Source organism: Gordonia sp. NPDC003424, assembly GCF_053588655.1.
In genome coordinates this window covers 95,512-111,766 of sequence record NZ_JBSFQJ010000015.1, presented here as the reverse complement: position 1 = coordinate 111,766, position 16,255 = coordinate 95,512, and the positions used below count along the sequence as shown (strand labels likewise).

Below are 16,255 nucleotides of genomic sequence, written 5' to 3'. Positions count from 1 at the left end.
GGGATCATCTGACGGCCGCGGTCACCACACACCGATCAGCTTCATCCACGCGCCGCCCACGACGGTCCAGATCACGATGAGCACCACGGACATGACGAACCCGATGCGGAACCACTCCGACGTCTTGATGTAGCCCGACCCGTACATCACCGCGGCCGGTCCCGACGAATAGTGCGCGAGGCCACCGAACAGGCTGCCGATGAAACCGAAGACCAGGGCGGCGAACAGGCCCGGTGCCCCGGTGGACACCGCGGCGCCGAGGAAGACCGCATACATCGCGACGATCTGCGCGGTGTTCGACGCGAACAGGTAGTGCACATAGAAGTAGACGAGCGTGAGGATCGCGAACGCGGCGATCCAGGGCAGGCTGTCCACACTGCTCGCGACCTTGTCGCCGATCCAGTCGATGACACCGAGCGCCTTGAGTTGATCGGCCATCGCGACCAGCACACCGAAGAAGACCAGCGTCTGCCACGCACCCTTGTCGCCGACCAGGTTGGACCAGGTGAGGACCCCGGTCACCAACAGGATCGCGATGCCGAGGAAGGCGGTGGCGGTGGCGTCCACGTCGAGCTGATCCGACAGGCACCACAGGAGCAGCAACAGCACGAAGGTGCCCGCCATGATCCATTCGTGCACCGACATCTTCCCCGCCTCGCGGAGCTGGTCGCGGGCCAGCGCCGGCGCCTCCGGGGTCTTCGTCGTCGTCGGCGGATACAGCTTCTGCATCACCCACGGCACCACCACAAGGCTGACCAGGCCGGGCACCAGCGCGGCGAGCGCCCACTTGCCCCAGCTGATGTCGATCCCCTGTTTGGCGGCCGCATCCTGGGCGAGCGGGTTGCCGGCCATGGCGGTGACGAACATCGCCGAGGTCACCACGTTCACCTGCAACGCGGTCAGCAACAGGTACGCGCCCAGTTTCTTGCGAGACTCGTCGGTGTCGGGGCGGGAATCCTCGAGCTCGGACAGGGACCGGATGATCGGGTAGACCACGCCACCCGCACGCGCCGTGTTCGACGGTGTCGCCGGCGCCAGGATCAGATCGGTGACGGCCATGCCGTAGGACAGGCCCAGGCTCGAGCGTCCGATGGCCCGCACGAACACCAGGGCGATCCGCCGCCCTAGCCCGGTGACGATGAAGCCCTGGGCGATGAAGAACGACGCCACGATCAGCCACACGGTCTTGTTCGAGAACCCGGCGAGGGCCTTGTCCATCGGCATCGTCTTGGTGATCATCGCGAGCGCGATCCCGACGAGTGCCACCGACCCGGTCGGCAGCGGCTGCAGGATCAGCCCGAGAATCGTCGCCACGAAGATGCCGAGCATGTGCATCCCGTCCGGCTGTACCCCGTCGGGCGCCGGAAGGAAATAGACGATCACACCGACCACGATCGGGATCGCCGCCTTGTACCAGATGGGGCTGAACAAGCCGCGCCTCGTCGTGGTCATGCGCCACATGATCCACTCCTGACACACCGATCGGCGCAGTGTTCGGCGAATCGTCACGCGGCCGTTGCCATGGGTTTCACCGGCGACGCCGGACCTTACCGAGTAGTAAGGTGTGGCCATGAGCGACGACAGTCCCACCTACGCGCTGCGGCGCCGGCTCCCCGACAACTTCTTCGGCCACGCCGTGTTCTCGCTGGGCATGGTCGCCCGGGTGCCGTACTTCGGGACGGTGCTACCGATCGTGCAGGAGATGCGTCCGGGATTCTGCCGGGTCAGCGCCCCCAACTGGTTCGGCGTGCACAATCATCTCGGCACGTTCCACGCCATCGCGGCGTGCAACCTCGCCGAGGCGGCGATGGGCATGCTCATGGAGGCCACCACCCCGGGCACGCATCGCTGGATCCCGAAGGCGATGAACACCCGCTACCTCGCGAAGGCGACGACGCGGCTGACCGCGCAGGCCCGGCTCGCCGAACCCGTCGACTTCGCGGCCATCGTCGACGGGCATGACGTCGTGGTGGCCGTCAGCGTCCTGGACACCCGCGGCAACGAGGTCGTCCACTGCGACATCACCACCTGGGTGACCCCCGCCGACCCCGTCACGCCGACCGATCAGCCGTAGCAGGCCCGCCAGCCCCGCGTTCGCAGCACGTTGACGTCGCAGTACGTCGCGCGCGGGTAATGCGCACCCATCGTGACGGCCGGATTGGTGCCGCGGGCCTGCGAGGCCATCACGCTGCTCGGGTAGTACGCGCCGGACGGCAGCATCTCCCGGTACACCAGCACGTGCTGCGGCACCACGGTGCTGCCCCACGGAATGATCGTCGCGCCCGGCACGCTCGCCGCGCCCGCCTCGGACGGCGCCGCGACCACATACGTGTAGTAGCCGTCCTTGTCCAGGCGCGTGCGGAAGTCCGCCGTGCAGTGGGTCACCGGGTAGGGCGGGACCCGGTCGTTGGTGCACATCGACCAGTACCGGACGTCTTTGCCCATCCCGTAGCTCGGCGCCTTGCCGCGGATCACCACGACGCGGCCCGGCCGGTACGACACGATCGCACCGAGATAGCGGCCCTCCCCGTTGGCGAGGAGCCCGTCGGTGCTGGCCGGGTTGATGAACCGGGCCTCGGGCGTGGTCGCGGGGAAGGCGGCACTCGCGGCGCCGATCAGCGGCACCGTCACGCCTGCGGTCACCAGACCGCCGAGTACGCCGGAGCTCGCCCAGGAGTTGGCGCACGGCGCCAGGGTGGTCGAGCCGCCGCCGACGTGGAAGGTGACCGTCGGCAGTGGCGCGCCCCCGTTGGGTGAACCGGGATTGTTCGGCACGTATACCCGCTGGATGAGCAGACCCTGAGCGGGTGCGGCGATCTCGTTGCGCGCCGGGTTGGCCCGCCGGTCGTCGCGGATCACCCGCATGGTCCAGCGACGTCCCGGACCCGAGCCCTCCCCCGAGTACGGATTGCGGCTGCCCCGATCCGGGTGGATCTGGGTGTCGTGCAGCCAATGCGTCGCGGTGAAGTCGAAGCCGTAACTGTTGATGGAGAAATACCTCGCGGCCGGATAGGTGCCGTCGAGCTCGATCCAGTCCCCGGATGCCAGGTTGTACGGCTGCACCCAGTAGGTCGCGTTGGTCTCGGGGAAGCCCAGGTTCAGATCGCCCTGATGGGTGCGCATCTGCCACGCGCAGGCCGGGGCCGGCGCGTATCCCTGCGGCGCGGCCTGCGCGGGCGCGGTCAGCACCCCCGCGACGACCACCCCGACGATCAATCCGACCAGGATCCGGAAAAGACGTCCGGAAATCATGCCCATATTCCCTCCTCCGACGACGTGCGTATCGTATGCGCGCACGGGTGCTCCGGCACCGCTTCGGTGGCATTGGCTCGGTGGCATTGGCTCGCAGCCCGATTCGGCCGCGGTGTGCTCGGCCTGCCATCGGTCACGGATCAACCTAGGCTGAAGCGATGACGTCCGGGATCGAGTCCACCGACCCTGACGACCACGGCGGACCGGTTCGTCGGGTCGGTGTGGAAGAAGAGTTCCACCTCGTCGACCTGCAGACCTCGCGCCTGACCACCCGCGCTCCGGAGCTGCTGGAACTCCTGCCGTCGGACGGCGCCTACGTCGAGGAACTCCAGCGGTGCGTCATCGAGTCCAACAGCGGCGTGTTCGACCGGCTCGACGACCTGCGATCCGATCTGCGGGCGAATCGCACCGTCCTGGTGGACGCCGCCCGGCAGTTGGGGATCGGCGTCGTCGCCGCCGGCTCGGTGCCGTTGGCGGTGCCCACCGAGATGCAGGTCACCGAGACACCGCGATATCGGCGGATGCTCGCCGACTATCAGCTGCTGGCCCGTGAGCAGCTGATCTGCGGCACCCAGGTGCACGTCGACGCCACCAGCCGCGACGAGGCCGTCGCCATCGCCGCCCGCCTCGCCCCCTACATCCCGACCCTGCTCGCGCTGTCGGCGAGTTCACCGTTCTGGGCCGACGGCTCCGACACCGGCTACGCGAGCGCCCGCACGCTGGTCTGGCAGCGGTGGCCGACGACCGGCCCGTTCCCCGACGTCCACTCCGCCGCCGAGTACGACGCCGAGATCGACCGCCTGATCAGCAGTGGAGTGATCACCGACCCCGGCATGGTCTACTTCGATGTCCGCCCGTCGGCTCGGGTGTCCACCCTCGAACTCCGAGTCTGCGACAGCTGCCCGTCGGTGGACACCATCACCCTGATCGCGGGGCTCTTCCGCGCCATCGTGATGCGCGAGGCGGCCCGGCTGGCCGATCCCGCAACCCCCACGTCCCCGACGCTGTACCGCGCCGCCATCTGGCAGGCGGCCCGCTCCGGTCTCGAGGGCGACCTCATCGACATCACCAACGCCGGCCCACGCCCGGCCGCCGACATCGTCACCGACCTCGCCACGTTGCTGCGACCGGAACTCGAGGCCGCCGGCGACTGGGACACCGTCACCGAACTGACCGCCGACGCGCTGGCCGCGGGAAGTTCCTCGGCGCGTCAGCGACGTGACCTCCGACGGCGCGGCCGACTGACCGCCGTCGTCGACCGGCTACTGGCCGAGACCGCCGGCACCCTCGCCCTCGAACCGCTACCGCCCGATCCCGGCGGGTCGATGCTCTACGGGTATCACGCCGTCACCGTGCCGGCCGCGGTGTCGTCACCCGACGACGGCGCGTTCGACGAGGCCGTCGACCCTGGCCGCGAGCCGCGCCCCGGCTACGCGAAGATACTCGCTGCCGCAGCCGAACTCGGGGCGATGGAACTGCGTAAGCGGCAGTACCGGATCGAACGGGAACAGAGCATCGACGGCGTCACCTTCAAGGTGACGGGTCAGACGCGCGCCCAGCTGTTTCCGCTCGATGTCCTGCCGCGCTTCATCGGCGCGCGCGACTGGCTCGACGTCAGCGCGGGACTGTGCCAGCGGGCGCACGCCCTCAACGCCTTCCTGGTCGACGTCTACGGCCCGCAGGAGGCGATCCGCGACGGCATCATCCCCATCGAGGCCCTCGACCGCGCGCCAGGCTACCGCGAGACCGGGCGGCTCCCGTCGTGGCAGCGCGTCCGCGCGCACATCAGCGGCACCGATCTGGTGTCCGCCGAACCCGGACGCTTCATGGTGCTCGAGGACAATCTGCGGGTACCCTCCGGCGTCGCCTACGCGATGTCCAACCGCTCGCTGATGACCCAGCTCCTGCCCGAGATCCCGATGCCACCCGAAACCCTCCCGGTCGACGGTGTGCCGGCGATGATCCGGGCCACCATCGCCGCCGCCACCCCGCCGGATGCCCATCCCGACGGGATCGACATCATGCTCAGTTCCGGCTGGCAGGACTCCGCGTGGTTCGAGCACAAGCTCCTGGCCGACGGGGCGGGCCTGCGGCTGGCCACCCCCGAGAATCTGTCGACCACCACCGAGGGTGCCGACACCGGCCGCGTCTGGTTCCACCACGGAAACGAGCGCATCCCGGTCAACACCGCCTATGTGCGGATGGACGAGGACATGCTGCTCTCCTCGACCGGCATCGACGACGTCTCGCTGCGCGCCGGCATCCGGGCCGGGCTGGCCCGCGGCCGCTTCTCGATCGCCAACGCGCTGGGCAACGGTGTCGGCGACGACAAGGCGATCTACTACTACGTCCCGGAGATGATCCGCTACTACCTCGGGCAGGAGCCGCTGCTCGACCAGGTCCCCACCTGGCTGTGTGCCGAACGCCACCAACGCGATCACGTCCTGGCCAACCTCGCGCACCTGGTGGTCAAACCCATTGACGGACTGGGTGGTTCGGGCATTACGATCGGCCCGGAGTGCACCGAGGAACAACTCGAGCAGCGTCGTCAGGATCTGCTCACCCAGCCCGAACGCTACATCGCCCAGGAGGTCGTCGCGCTGTCCACCCATCCCACGTTCGACGGCAACGGTTTCTACGCCCACCACGTCGACCTGCGTGCGTTCGTCCATCTGCGCGACATCGACGGTGAGATCGAGGCCCACGTCGCGCCGGCCGCTCTCACCCGGGTGGCGCCGGCCGGTAGTCTCATCGTCAATTCGTCGCGCGGGGGTGGCGGAAAGGACACGTGGATTCAAGGCGCCGACCCGGCTTCGCCGATCGGCGGGATCCAGGGCGCGGAGGGCATGAACTGACATGTGTGGAATCTGTGGCGAAATCCGTTTCGACGGAACGGCACCCGACGTCGGCGCCGTCGACGCGATGACCTGCGAGATGACCCGGCGCGGCCCCGACGGCTCCGGCGTGTTCGCCAAAGGTGCGGTGGCGCTGGGCCATCGGCGCCTGAAGATCATCGACCTGTCCGAACGGGGCGCGCAGCCGATGATCGACCCCGACCTCGGTCTGGCGCTCGTCTTCAACGGCTGCATCTACAACCATCACGAACTGCGCGCCGAGCTGCAGGCGTCGGGCTACCGGTTCTTCTCCCACGCGGACAGCGAGGTCATCCTCAAGGCCTTCCACCACTGGGGCGTCGACTGCGTCAACCACTTCTACGGCATGTTCGCCTTCGCGATCACCGACACCGACACCGGCACCGTCACCCTCGCGCGCGACCGACTCGGCATCAAACCGCTCTACCTCGCCGAGACCCCCGGCCGGCTCCGTTTCGCGTCGTCGCCGCAGGCACTGCTGCGCGCCGGTGACATCGACACCAGCATCGACCGCATCGCACTGCACCACTACTTCAGTTTTCACGCCGTCGTGCCGGCCCCACACACCATCTACAACGGCATCCGCAAACTGCCGCCGGCCACCGTCGCGACCATCACCCCGGACGGTCGCCGCACCGAGAAACGCTATTGGACACCGGCATTCGAGCCACATCCGGATCGCGCGGACTGGGACGAGAAGCGCTGGCAGCACGAGCTGGTCGATTCGCTGCGCACATCGGTGCGTCGGCGCATGGTCGCCGACGTCCCCGTCGGCGTCCTGCTCTCGGGCGGCATCGACTCGTCGCTCGTCGTCGCCCTGCTGGCCGAACAGGGACAGACCGACCTCGCCACCTTCAGCATCGGATTCGATTCCGCCGGAGGAGAATCCGGTGACGAGTACGCCTACTCGGACCTGATCGCCGACACCTTCGCGACCGACCACCACAAGATCCACATCGGCACCGACCGATTGCTGCCCGCCGTCCCCGACGCCATCGCCGCCATGGGCGAACCAATGGTCAGCCACGACTGCGTGGCCTTCTACCTGCTGTCGGAGGAGGTCAGCAAGTCCATCAAGGTCGTGCAGTCCGGCCAGGGCGCCGACGAGATCCTCGGCGGCTACAGCTGGTATCCGCCGCTGCAACACACGCCGCGCGCCGACACCACCAAGGCGTACGCCGCGGTCTTCTTCGACCGCCCACACTCCGCGATCGGCGAATTACTTTCCCCCGCTTATCATCTCGACGACGACTACGATCCCAGCTGGGAGTTCGCCGCCGCCCACCAGTCGGCGCCCGGTGCACACACCGCCGTGGACGCCGCGCTGCGCCTCGACACCACGATCATGCTTGTCGACGACCCGGTCAAACGTGTCGACACCATGACGATGGCCTGGGGCCTCGAGGCACGCGTGCCGTTCCTCGACCACGAGTTCGTCGAACTCGCCGCCACCTGCCCGCCCGACCTCAAACTCGCCCACGGCGGCAAGGGGGTCCTCAAGGAGGCGAGCCGGTCGCTGCTGCCCGCCGCGGTGATCGACCGGACGAAGGGCTACTTCCCGGTGCCCGGCATCCGGCACCTCGAGGGCGGGGTCCTCGATCTCGTCAACGACGCGCTGCGCTCGCAGTCCGCGGTCGATCGCGGACTGTACCGCCCCGACGCCCTCGACCGATTGTTCGCCGACCCCAACGGCACCCGCACCACCCTGGGTTCCAACGAACTCTGGCAGGTCGCGCTGCTCGAGATGTGGTTGCAGAGCATGGAAGCGCACACCGCACGATGAGCGTCAGCCGTGCCGTCAACGCCGGGGCAGATGCCGCCACGGCGGCCGCGCCGGCGCCGACGCACACCGTGCGGTTCGACGACCGCGGCTGGCACACCTACGGCCCGTCCGTATCACCCGACGGCTCCGCGTTCGCCTACATCATCGACGACGGCACGGGCTATCCCCGTGCGGCGCAACGGTCGCTGTCGCGCGACGGTGTGGGCGAGTTGCGCTGGGTGCGGCTGCGGTCGACCGGCCCGGTGCGCCGGGTGGTCCATTCCACCGACGGCAGATGGCTGGCCGTGGAGATCGCGCCGAGCGGCGGCGAACACCACCAGGTGTGGGTGGTCACCACCGATCCCGACGACGACACCATGCACCGGATCGCCGCCACCCGCCCCGACGGACGTTCCTTCTCCACCGTCTCCCTCGTCGGGTGGGACACCGACTGGGTGCTGATCATCGCCACCGACATCGACGGCACCGCACACGCCCTGCGGGTCCACCCGGGCACCGGCACCACCATCACGCTGGACGTGCGGGTGGGTGGCGCGCTGATCGACTCGTGGAAGGGTGCCACCCTGGTGCGCGTCGGACCGCGCGGCTACCGCGACATGCTGTTGCTGCGCCGCCGGCTCGACGACCCGTCCGACGACGTCGAGATGACCCCACTGTTGCCCAACGATCCCGGCGCGGTCACCGACCAGGGCTACATCCTCGACCAGGGCTTCGACCACCCGTCCCAGGTATTCCTTGCTCCCCCACAGGATTCCGAGCGCGATCTGGACAGCGTGCAGGCCATCGTGGTCAGCGACTTCGACGCCAAGTACCCTCGGATGCTCGGTGTCGAGGTGGGCCGCCACGGCGTGCGATTCCGCGTGCTGGCCCAGCGCGCGGGGGCCGGTCTCGACACGTTCGCCGTCAGCCACAACCAGTCCACCGTCGCGATGCTCTGGAATGTGGACGGCCACAGCGAATTACAGATCCTCACCCTGCCCGATCAAACGCTGCACGACCCGATCCCGCTGCCCGGAAATGTGGTGTCGGATCTGTCGATCAGCGCCGCCGGCACGCTCGTCGCACTGACGGTGTCGAGCCCGCAGCACTCGCCGCTCGTGCACCTGGTGAACACCACGACCGGCGAGGTCACCGCGGTGTCCGACGACGTCGTCGCCGGCGAGGGACCGTCGAGCGGACTGCGCCCGGAACTCGTCGAGTTCTCCGCGCGCGACGGGATGCCGTTGTCCGGCTGGCTGTTCCGTGCGTCGCGTGAACGCGGCACCCCGCCCGGACCGGCACTGCTGTACTTCCACGGCGGCCCCGAGGCACAAACCCGGCCCGACTACCAGTTCTTGTTCGGGCCGCTCGTGGACGCCGGGATCACGGTGTTCGCCCCCAACGTCCGCGGTTCGTCGGGCTACGGTCGGCTGTTCTCCCACGCCGACGACCGTTACGGCCGCTACGCCGGCATCGACGACGCCGCCGATTGCGCCGACTACCTGTGCTCCAACGGCATCGCCGACCCCGATGCCCTGTATGTGTCCGGCCGCTCGTACGGTGGCTACCTCACCCTGGCCTGCCTGACGTTCCACCCGGACCTGTTCGCCGCCGGGATCGCCATCTGCGGCATGAGCGATCTGGAATCGTTCTTCCGCAACACCGAGCCGTGGATCGCGGTGGCCGCCTACACCAAGTACGGGCATCCGGAGTCGGATCGCGAACTGCTGGCAGATCTTTCGCCCATCCACCGGATCAGCGAGGTGCGCGCACCGCTGCTCGTCGTGCACGGCGCCCACGACACCAATGTGCCGGTGAGCGAATCGCAGCAGATGGTCGACGAGTTACGCGCCCTCGGCGCCACCGCCGAGTTGTTGATGTTCGGCGACGAGGGCCATGAGATCGTCAAGCGCCACAATCAGCAACGTCTCACCGAGGCGGTGGCCGGCTGGATCCGCTCGCACCCGTCGAAACCGGTGGCTCCCCGATGAATTCACGGATGACCGACCGGCTGATCGCCCAGCTGGCCCAGACGCGCTCGGAGAGCACCCACGCCAACGTCCTCGAGGAATTGCGGCGTCTCATCCTGTCCGGCGGCGCACCGCCCGGCGCACAGATACCGCCCGGCGAGGTCGCCGACGCCTTCCGGGTCAGTCCGATCCCCGTCCGTGAGGCACTGAAAACCCTTGTCGGCGAGGGTCTCGTGGTGCATCAGCGGAATGCCGGATACCGGGTGAGCCAACTGTCGACCGAGGAACTGCGCGAGATCTACTTCGTGCGTGGCACCCTCGAACAGGCCGCGCTGGCACGCGCGGTCGACCTGATCGACGACGCCGCCCTGGGCCGTGCCCGCGAACATCACGACGAGCTGCTCACCGCCGTCAAGTTCAACGACCGCAAGGCCTTTCACGACACCTCGCGACGGTTCCACACCGAGCTCACCACACCGTGTGCGATGCCCCGCCTGCTGCACATGTTCTCCTCCACCTGGAACCTCACCGAACCGTTCCAGGTGATGCGCGGGGTCAGCGTCGAGGTACAGCAGGCCCTCAACGACGATCACGCCGCCCTTCTCGACGGCTTCGCCGCCCGCGACACCGCCGCCGTCCTCGATGTGGCGCGAGTCCACCACCAGCGACTCGAGAGCGCCATCATCGAATCCGCCGCGGATCTCGACGTGCGGCACGACTGAGCCGAGCGGTCCGACAAGCTCTCCGGTTCCCGGAGAAATATATCTGCCAGTTCATCATCCGGTAACAAACCGTTTCTACGTTTGTCCCATCAGCGTTCCCGATGATGCGCGCGCTGACCCTGCGACACAACATCACCCACGACCTGTCACCCACGACCTGACCGGGAGAACCCACATGTCCGCATCGCCCGACGCGGCCGTCGAAACGCATCACAGCGCCGCCGGAGAAAGCGTCATCAAGCTGGGATACCACCAGCGGCTCACCAACTCCGACCTCGCGCCACTCAAAGAGCAGAAGTGGACCTGGTACAACATCTTCGCCTTCTGGATGTCCGACATCCACAGCGTCGGCGGATATGTCTTCGCCGGCAGCCTGTTCGCCCTCGGCATCGCGGCCTGGCAGGTGCTGGTCGCCCTGCTGGTGGGCATCGTCGCCGTCAACATCCTGTGCAATCTGGTCGCCAAGCCCTCGCAGCTCGCGGGCGTCCCCTACCCGGTCACCACCCGAGTTGCCTTCGGCGTCAAGGGCGCAAACATCCCGGCCATCATCCGCGGCTGCATCGCGGTGGTCTGGTACGGGATCCAGACCTACCTGGCCTCGGTCGCTTTCGTGCTGTTGGCGTTGAAGTTCTGGCCCAGTCTCGAACCGTGGGCCGACGTCGACCAGCACGGATTCCTCGGCCTGAGTCTGCTCGGTTGGGCCGGCTTCATCCTGATGTGGATCCTGCAGGCGTTCGTGTTCTGGAACGGCATGGACACCATCCGCAAGTTCATCGACTTCTGTGGTCCCGCAGTGTATGTCGTGATGATCGCGCTGGCCGCCTACCTGATTGCCAAAGCGGGGTGGAGCAACGTGCACTTCGATCTGTCCGAAGGACCGGGTCTCTCCGGGTGGTCGGCGATCACCCAGATGATCAGCGCCTTCGCCCTGGTCGTCTCCTACTTCTCGGGTCCGATGCTCAACTTCGGCGACTTCTCGCGCTACGGCAAGAGTTTCCATGAGGTCAAGCGCGGCAACTTCTGGGGTCTGCCGGTGAACTTCCTGTTCTTCTCGTTGCTCGTGGTGTGCACGGTCTCCGCCGGCGCGACGGTCATCGGCCACGACGAGGACGGCAAGATCATCACCGATCCGGTGCACATCGTCGACAAGATCGACAACACCACCGCAGCGGTGCTCGGCGTGCTGACCTTCGCCGTCGCGACCATCGGCATCAACATCGTCGCGAACTTCGTCTCGCCCGCCTTCGACTTCTCCAACGTCGCGCCGACCAAGATCTCCTGGCGGACCGGCGGCATGATCGCGGCCGTCGGCTCGGTCCTGATCACCCCGTGGAACCTGTTCAACAACCCGACCGCGATCCACTACACGATGGACACGCTGGGTGCGGTGATCGGACCACTGTTCGGCATCCTGATCATCGACTTCTACGTCATCAAGAAGCAGAAGATCGAGGTCGACGACCTGTTCAGCATGGATGAAGGCAAGACCTACTCGTATCGCAACGGCTGGAATCCGGTCGCGATCGTCTCGGTCATCGTCGCGTCGGTCCTGCCGATCAGCTTCGTGCTGTGGGGCAGCGCCTACCAGGCCAGCTTCACCTGGTTCATGGGCGCGGCGGCCGGCGCCCTGGTCTACTGGCTCGGCATGACCTTCGCGCCGAAGAGCCTCATCTACGCCACCGGCGTGGTCCCGCCGTCGCTGCCGACCGCGAAGGACGGCACCCTGGAGGAGACGGCGCTGTAAGCGCCCGAGCCGACCATGCGGATCTGCGTCATCAACCCCAACACCGCGACGGCGATGACCGACGTCATCGCCGTCGCGGCGCGGGCGGTCGCCCGTCCCGACGCCGAGATCGTCGCGGTCACCTCACCGATGGGGCCCGCGTCGATCGAGAGTCACTACGACGAAGCGCTCGCCGTGCCCGGCCTGCTGCGGGCCATCGCCGACAATCCCGGCTGCGACGGCTACCTGATCGCCTGCTTCGGCGATCCGGGCCTCGACGCGGCACGCGAGATCGCCGAGGCACCCGTACTCGGGATCGCCGAGGCCTCCATGCATGTCGCCGCATCACTCGGTCGTGGCTTCTCCGTCGTCACCACCCTCCACCGCACCATCGGACGTGCCGCCGACCTCGTCGACCACTACGGCTTCGGCCGACAGTGCCGCGGCCTGCATGCCTGCGACATCCCCGTACTCGAACTCGAGACCAACCCGGCCACCGCCGACATCCTCGAAAAGGCCTGCCGTGAAGCCCTTCTCACCGACGGATCGGATGCCGTCGTCCTGGGCTGCGCCGGCATGGCCGATCTGCCCGCGCGGATGAGCGCCGCCATCGGCGCTCCGGTGATCGACGGCGTGGCCGCCGGTGTCGGCATGCTCACCGCCATGGCCGCCATGGGACTGCACACCGGCACCACGTCCGGCGAGTTCGCAACCCCGCCGCCCAAGTCCTACACCGGACTCTTGCGCGACTTCGGCAGCTGACGCCGGGCCGCGGCGCTCCGCCCGACCCACCCCGTGGTCGAGCGGAGCCCGATTGCCGTTTCACTATGGAGTTCTCAAGGTACGTGCACGGTCCCGACGGGGTCGGGTGCGCGAAATGTGCTGTGTTGGAATGTGCTGCGCGTCAGAGGGTTACGCAGGCTTCGTTGGCTGACACCGTCGTTGGCTGACATCGTCATTGACCGAGCCTGCTCATTGACCGACGCTGCTCATTGACTGACCCTGTCCGGCTGACATTGGTGTATCACCGGACGCCGACAAGTCCGGGTGGGCTGCGGTCGTGGAGGGCGGTGGTAACCGGCATGCCTCTATCGACGTCCAGGTCGACGGCACCGACGTCCAATTCGGCGGCCGAATCCGCTCCGCGCAGTCGTCGCCGTGGCCAAAGGGTTGTGAGCCCGGAGTCGCTACACGCGCATGGTGACGTCTCGCGCCGCGACCAAGGTCGAGGCCGCCTGCGGAATCACCGCCAGGCCCAGCACACCCATCGCGACCGTCCACGAGCCGGTGGCGTCGTGCAGCGCGCCGATGACGATCGGGCCCAGTGCCGCAACGACATAGCCGATCGACTGGGCCATCCCCGACACCTGACTGGTCACCGTCGTCGACGGGCTGCGCAACACCATGAAGAGCAGCGCCAGGCTGATCGAGGCACCCGGCCCGACCATGATCATGATCGTCCACAGCGTGACCAGGCTGTCGGTGCAGACGAGTCCGACGAACCCACCGGCGCAGATGGCGAGCACGACCAGGGTGAGGAGTCGCTGGTCGGCAAACCGGACGGCGATGATGGGGATCACCAACGACGCGGTGAGAGCACAGACCTGACCGATCGCGAGCACCGCACCGGCCTGCGCGTCGGTCCGCCCCTCCTCGACCAGGTACGTCGGCAGCCAGGCGCTGAAGGTGTAGAAGATCAACGACTGGGTACCCATGAAGACGGTGATCGCCCAGGCGATCCGGTTGCGCCGCAGCGACGGTGCCACGTGTGCGACGGCAACGCGGTGGACCCGGCGCAGTTGCGGCACCCACACCAGCAGAGCCACGAGAGCCAGCAGCGACCAGCTCAGCAGGGTGAGCCGCCAGTTCCCGCCGAGCGCCCGGTCGATCGGCACCGTGAGCCCGGCGGCGATCGCCGCACCCCCGGACAGCGTCATCGAGTACAGGCCGGTCATCAGACCCGAGCGATGCGCGAAGTCCCGCTTGATCAGCGACGGCAACACCACGTTGCACACCCCGATCGACGCACCCACCAGCGCCGAACCCGCGAACAGCGCACCGTCCCCGGGCACGAACCGCAGCACCATCGCGGCGATCAACACGACCATCGAGACGAACACGGTGCGTTCGATGCCGAATCGGGCGGCCAACCGCGGAGCGAACGGTGCACTCAGACCGAAACACAGCACCGGCAGCGTCGTGAGCAGACCGGCCACCGCACTGCTGAATCCGAGGTCGGCGGTGATGTCGTCGATGAGCGGCGCGACCGACACCACCGGTGGACGCAGATTCGCGGCGACCAACATGATGCCGATCGCCGCGATCACCGCGGCCAGACCGTGCGGGGTGCCGGAATCGGGCCGCGCGGACACGCCGGTGGCCGAGGCGGTCGGGGTGCTCGTGCGCCGTGGGCTCATGACAACCCGCCCGGCACGTGCTCGAGATAGGACGCGACGGCGGTACGTGCGCCGGCCACGTCGCCGGCCGCGATGGCCTCGACCACTGCGGCGTGGCCACCGGGATGGGCTCCTTCGGCGAGTACCGGCTCGAGGATCTCCGCAAACGACCTCTGCATCACCTCGACCACGCTGCCGTACAGCTCGATGAGCAACTGGTTTCCCGACGCGGCGACCAGCGCCGTGTGGAACGCGATGTCGGCGGTCGCATACGCCTCGAGGTCACCCGCGGACAGAGCCGTCTCGGCCTCGCCCAGAAGTCGTCGAAGTTCTCCGACCTCGTCGGCGGTGGCGCGCACGACGGCGGCCGCGACGGCCTCGGTCTCCAGGCCGCGACGCACCTCGAGGAGGTCCTGGCGGTCGGATCGCGGCGCCGATCGCACCATGGCCGCGGCCAGCAGACTCCGGCTGCGGACATACGTGCCGTCGCCGCGACGGGGTGCCAGCATGCCGGCGTGCTCGAGGGCCCGAACCGCTTCCCGAATTGTGTTGCGGCCCACACCGAATTGCCTGACCAGTTCGGGTTCGGCCGGAATCCGGGAGCCGACCGGCCACTCACCACGGCGGATGTGGCCCTGCATGCGATCGACCACGAGTTCACTGGTCCGCGGCGGCGGTGCGATGACGTCAGACACGCAAAGAGCCTAACATCCCATGTTTACGATTACTTCAGCCGCTACCAGTACCCTGTAGTGCGTCGGCGAGCACCGCCGTAACAGCAAGCCGCGAGAGCGGCGTCGAGAATTGTGAGGGACCAGTGGCCGAGAAGCGCCGTACGCCCGTAGTCGACCCACGTCAGGCCGAAAAGCGCCGGTCATTCTGGATGAAGATCGGTGCCGCGGTGGTGTTGGTCCTGCTCATCGCCGGCCTCGGCGTGTGGCTGGTCTCCTCCAACAAGTCCACCGACGTGTCGGGCGACACGGTCACGGTTGCCACCGATAACGCCTTCCGGATCACGACCGCACCGAAGGGCACGACTCCGCCGGTGGTCGTCACGCTCGTCGAGGACTTCCAGTGCCCGGCCTGCCGCGCCTTCGAGTCGCAGTTCGCCGACGCCATCGCAGAGGTACGGGCGAACCCGAAGGTCGCCGTCGACTACCAGCCGATCGCCTTCCTCGACAAGATGTCCACCACCAACTACTCGTCGCGCTCGGCGAACGCCTCGGCATGCGTCGCCCAGGCCACCGCCGGCGACGGCAATTTCGACACCTGGCTGAAGTTTCACAACAACCTCTACGCCCAGCAGCCCGCCGAGGGCAGCGCGGGCCTCACCGACGACCAGCTCAACTCCATCGCCCAGCAGTCGGGCGCCCCGAATCTCTCGAAGTGCATCACCGACGACCAGTTCGGCGGTTGGGTCAAGCAGACCACCCAGCAGGCCCTGGGTTCCGGTGTCGATTCCACGCCGACCGTGAAGATCAACGGCGAGAAGTACGAGCTGACGACACCCGACGCCTTCGTCGCCGCCGTCAACGCCGCAGCCAACAAGTAGGACTC

General features: G+C 67.7%; 12 protein-coding genes. 8 read left to right on the top strand and 4 right to left on the bottom strand.

Going from position 1 to position 16,255, the window contains the following annotated elements:
* Positions 1–21: 21 nt before the first annotated feature.
* Complete coding sequence (locus ACWDTI_RS20115) at positions 22–1,452, bottom strand: anion permease (RefSeq protein ID WP_449739886.1); 1,431 nt, start codon at positions 1,450–1,452, stop codon at positions 22–24.
* Positions 1,453–1,570: 118 nt separating this feature from the next.
* Between ACWDTI_RS20115 and ACWDTI_RS20110 the strand changes: the two genes are divergently transcribed.
* On the top strand, positions 1,571–2,074 hold the full coding sequence (locus tag ACWDTI_RS20110) for a hotdog fold domain-containing protein (RefSeq protein ID WP_449739885.1): 504 nt from the start codon (positions 1,571–1,573) through the stop codon (positions 2,072–2,074).
* On the opposite strand, the gene ACWDTI_RS20105 is transcribed toward ACWDTI_RS20110, so the two are convergent.
* A complete protein-coding gene (locus tag ACWDTI_RS20105) occupies positions 2,065–3,258 on the bottom strand; it encodes a hypothetical protein (protein WP_449739884.1) in 1,194 nt (397 codons plus the stop codon). The genes ACWDTI_RS20110 and ACWDTI_RS20105 overlap by 10 nt on opposite strands.
* A 152-nt stretch (positions 3,259–3,410) precedes the next feature.
* Between ACWDTI_RS20105 and ACWDTI_RS20100 the strand changes: the two genes are divergently transcribed.
* The 6 genes from ACWDTI_RS20100 to ACWDTI_RS20075 all read left to right on the top strand — a co-directional run bounded on the left by ACWDTI_RS20100 (position 3,411) and on the right by ACWDTI_RS20075 (position 13,064).
* A complete protein-coding gene (locus ACWDTI_RS20100) occupies positions 3,411–6,107 on the top strand; it encodes a glutamate--cysteine ligase (protein WP_449739883.1) in 2,697 nt (898 codons plus the stop codon).
* A gap of 1 nt (position 6,108) precedes the next feature.
* Complete coding sequence (locus tag ACWDTI_RS20095; protein WP_449739882.1) at positions 6,109–7,908, top strand: N-acetylglutaminylglutamine amidotransferase; 1,800 nt, start codon at positions 6,109–6,111, stop codon at positions 7,906–7,908.
* Positions 7,905–9,878, top strand: coding sequence for a prolyl oligopeptidase family serine peptidase (locus tag ACWDTI_RS20090; protein WP_449739881.1), 1,974 nt, complete (start codon positions 7,905–7,907; stop codon positions 9,876–9,878). Before ACWDTI_RS20095 ends, ACWDTI_RS20090 begins: the two co-directional genes overlap by 4 nt.
* 8 nt (positions 9,879–9,886) lie before the next feature.
* Positions 9,887–10,579, top strand: coding sequence for a GntR family transcriptional regulator (locus ACWDTI_RS20085; RefSeq protein ID WP_449739880.1), 693 nt, complete (start codon positions 9,887–9,889; stop codon positions 10,577–10,579).
* Between the two features lie 175 nt (positions 10,580–10,754).
* A complete protein-coding gene (locus ACWDTI_RS20080) occupies positions 10,755–12,323 on the top strand; it encodes an NCS1 family nucleobase:cation symporter-1 (protein ID WP_449739879.1) in 1,569 nt (522 codons plus the stop codon).
* A gap of 15 nt (positions 12,324–12,338) precedes the next feature.
* Positions 12,339–13,064: an aspartate/glutamate racemase family protein gene (locus tag ACWDTI_RS20075; protein WP_449739878.1), complete on the top strand. Its 726-nt coding sequence runs from the start codon at positions 12,339–12,341 to the stop codon at positions 13,062–13,064.
* Positions 13,065–13,489: 425 nt separating this feature from the next.
* Here ACWDTI_RS20075 and ACWDTI_RS20070 read toward each other — a convergent pair whose 3' ends face one another.
* Positions 13,490–14,719, bottom strand: coding sequence for a CynX/NimT family MFS transporter (locus tag ACWDTI_RS20070; RefSeq protein ID WP_449739877.1), 1,230 nt, complete (start codon positions 14,717–14,719; stop codon positions 13,490–13,492).
* Entirely contained in the window at positions 14,716–15,393 is a 678-nt protein-coding gene (locus tag ACWDTI_RS20065) for a FadR/GntR family transcriptional regulator (protein WP_449739876.1), read from the bottom strand. Before ACWDTI_RS20065 ends, ACWDTI_RS20070 begins: the two co-directional genes overlap by 4 nt.
* A gap of 122 nt (positions 15,394–15,515) precedes the next feature.
* Here ACWDTI_RS20065 and ACWDTI_RS20060 point away from each other — a divergent pair, with 122 nt between their 5' ends.
* Complete coding sequence (locus ACWDTI_RS20060) at positions 15,516–16,250, top strand: thioredoxin domain-containing protein (protein WP_449739875.1); 735 nt, start codon at positions 15,516–15,518, stop codon at positions 16,248–16,250.
* Positions 16,251–16,255: the final 5 nt, after the last annotated feature.

What these genes read in the sequence shown, in the direction of transcription:
- ACWDTI_RS20115 (WP_449739886.1), bottom strand. Translation starts at nt 1,452, where the DNA reads ATGACCACGACGAGGCGCGGCTTGTTCAGCCCCATCTGGTACAAGGCG.
- ACWDTI_RS20085 (WP_449739880.1), top strand. Translation starts at nt 9,887, where the DNA reads ATGACCGACCGGCTGATCGCCCAGCTGGCCCAGACGCGCTCGGAGAGC.
- ACWDTI_RS20075 (WP_449739878.1), top strand. Translation starts at nt 12,339, where the DNA reads ATGCGGATCTGCGTCATCAACCCCAACACCGCGACGGCGATGACCGAC.
- ACWDTI_RS20100 (WP_449739883.1), top strand. Translation starts at nt 3,411, where the DNA reads ATGACGTCCGGGATCGAGTCCACCGACCCTGACGACCACGGCGGACCG.
- ACWDTI_RS20105 (WP_449739884.1), bottom strand. Translation starts at nt 3,258, where the DNA reads ATGGGCATGATTTCCGGACGTCTTTTCCGGATCCTGGTCGGATTGATC.
- ACWDTI_RS20095 (WP_449739882.1), top strand. Translation starts at nt 6,109, where the DNA reads ATGTGTGGAATCTGTGGCGAAATCCGTTTCGACGGAACGGCACCCGAC.
- ACWDTI_RS20090 (WP_449739881.1), top strand. Translation starts at nt 7,905, where the DNA reads ATGAGCGTCAGCCGTGCCGTCAACGCCGGGGCAGATGCCGCCACGGCG.
- ACWDTI_RS20080 (WP_449739879.1), top strand. Translation starts at nt 10,755, where the DNA reads ATGTCCGCATCGCCCGACGCGGCCGTCGAAACGCATCACAGCGCCGCC.
- ACWDTI_RS20070 (WP_449739877.1), bottom strand. Translation starts at nt 14,719, where the DNA reads ATGAGCCCACGGCGCACGAGCACCCCGACCGCCTCGGCCACCGGCGTG.
- ACWDTI_RS20110 (WP_449739885.1), top strand. Translation starts at nt 1,571, where the DNA reads ATGAGCGACGACAGTCCCACCTACGCGCTGCGGCGCCGGCTCCCCGAC.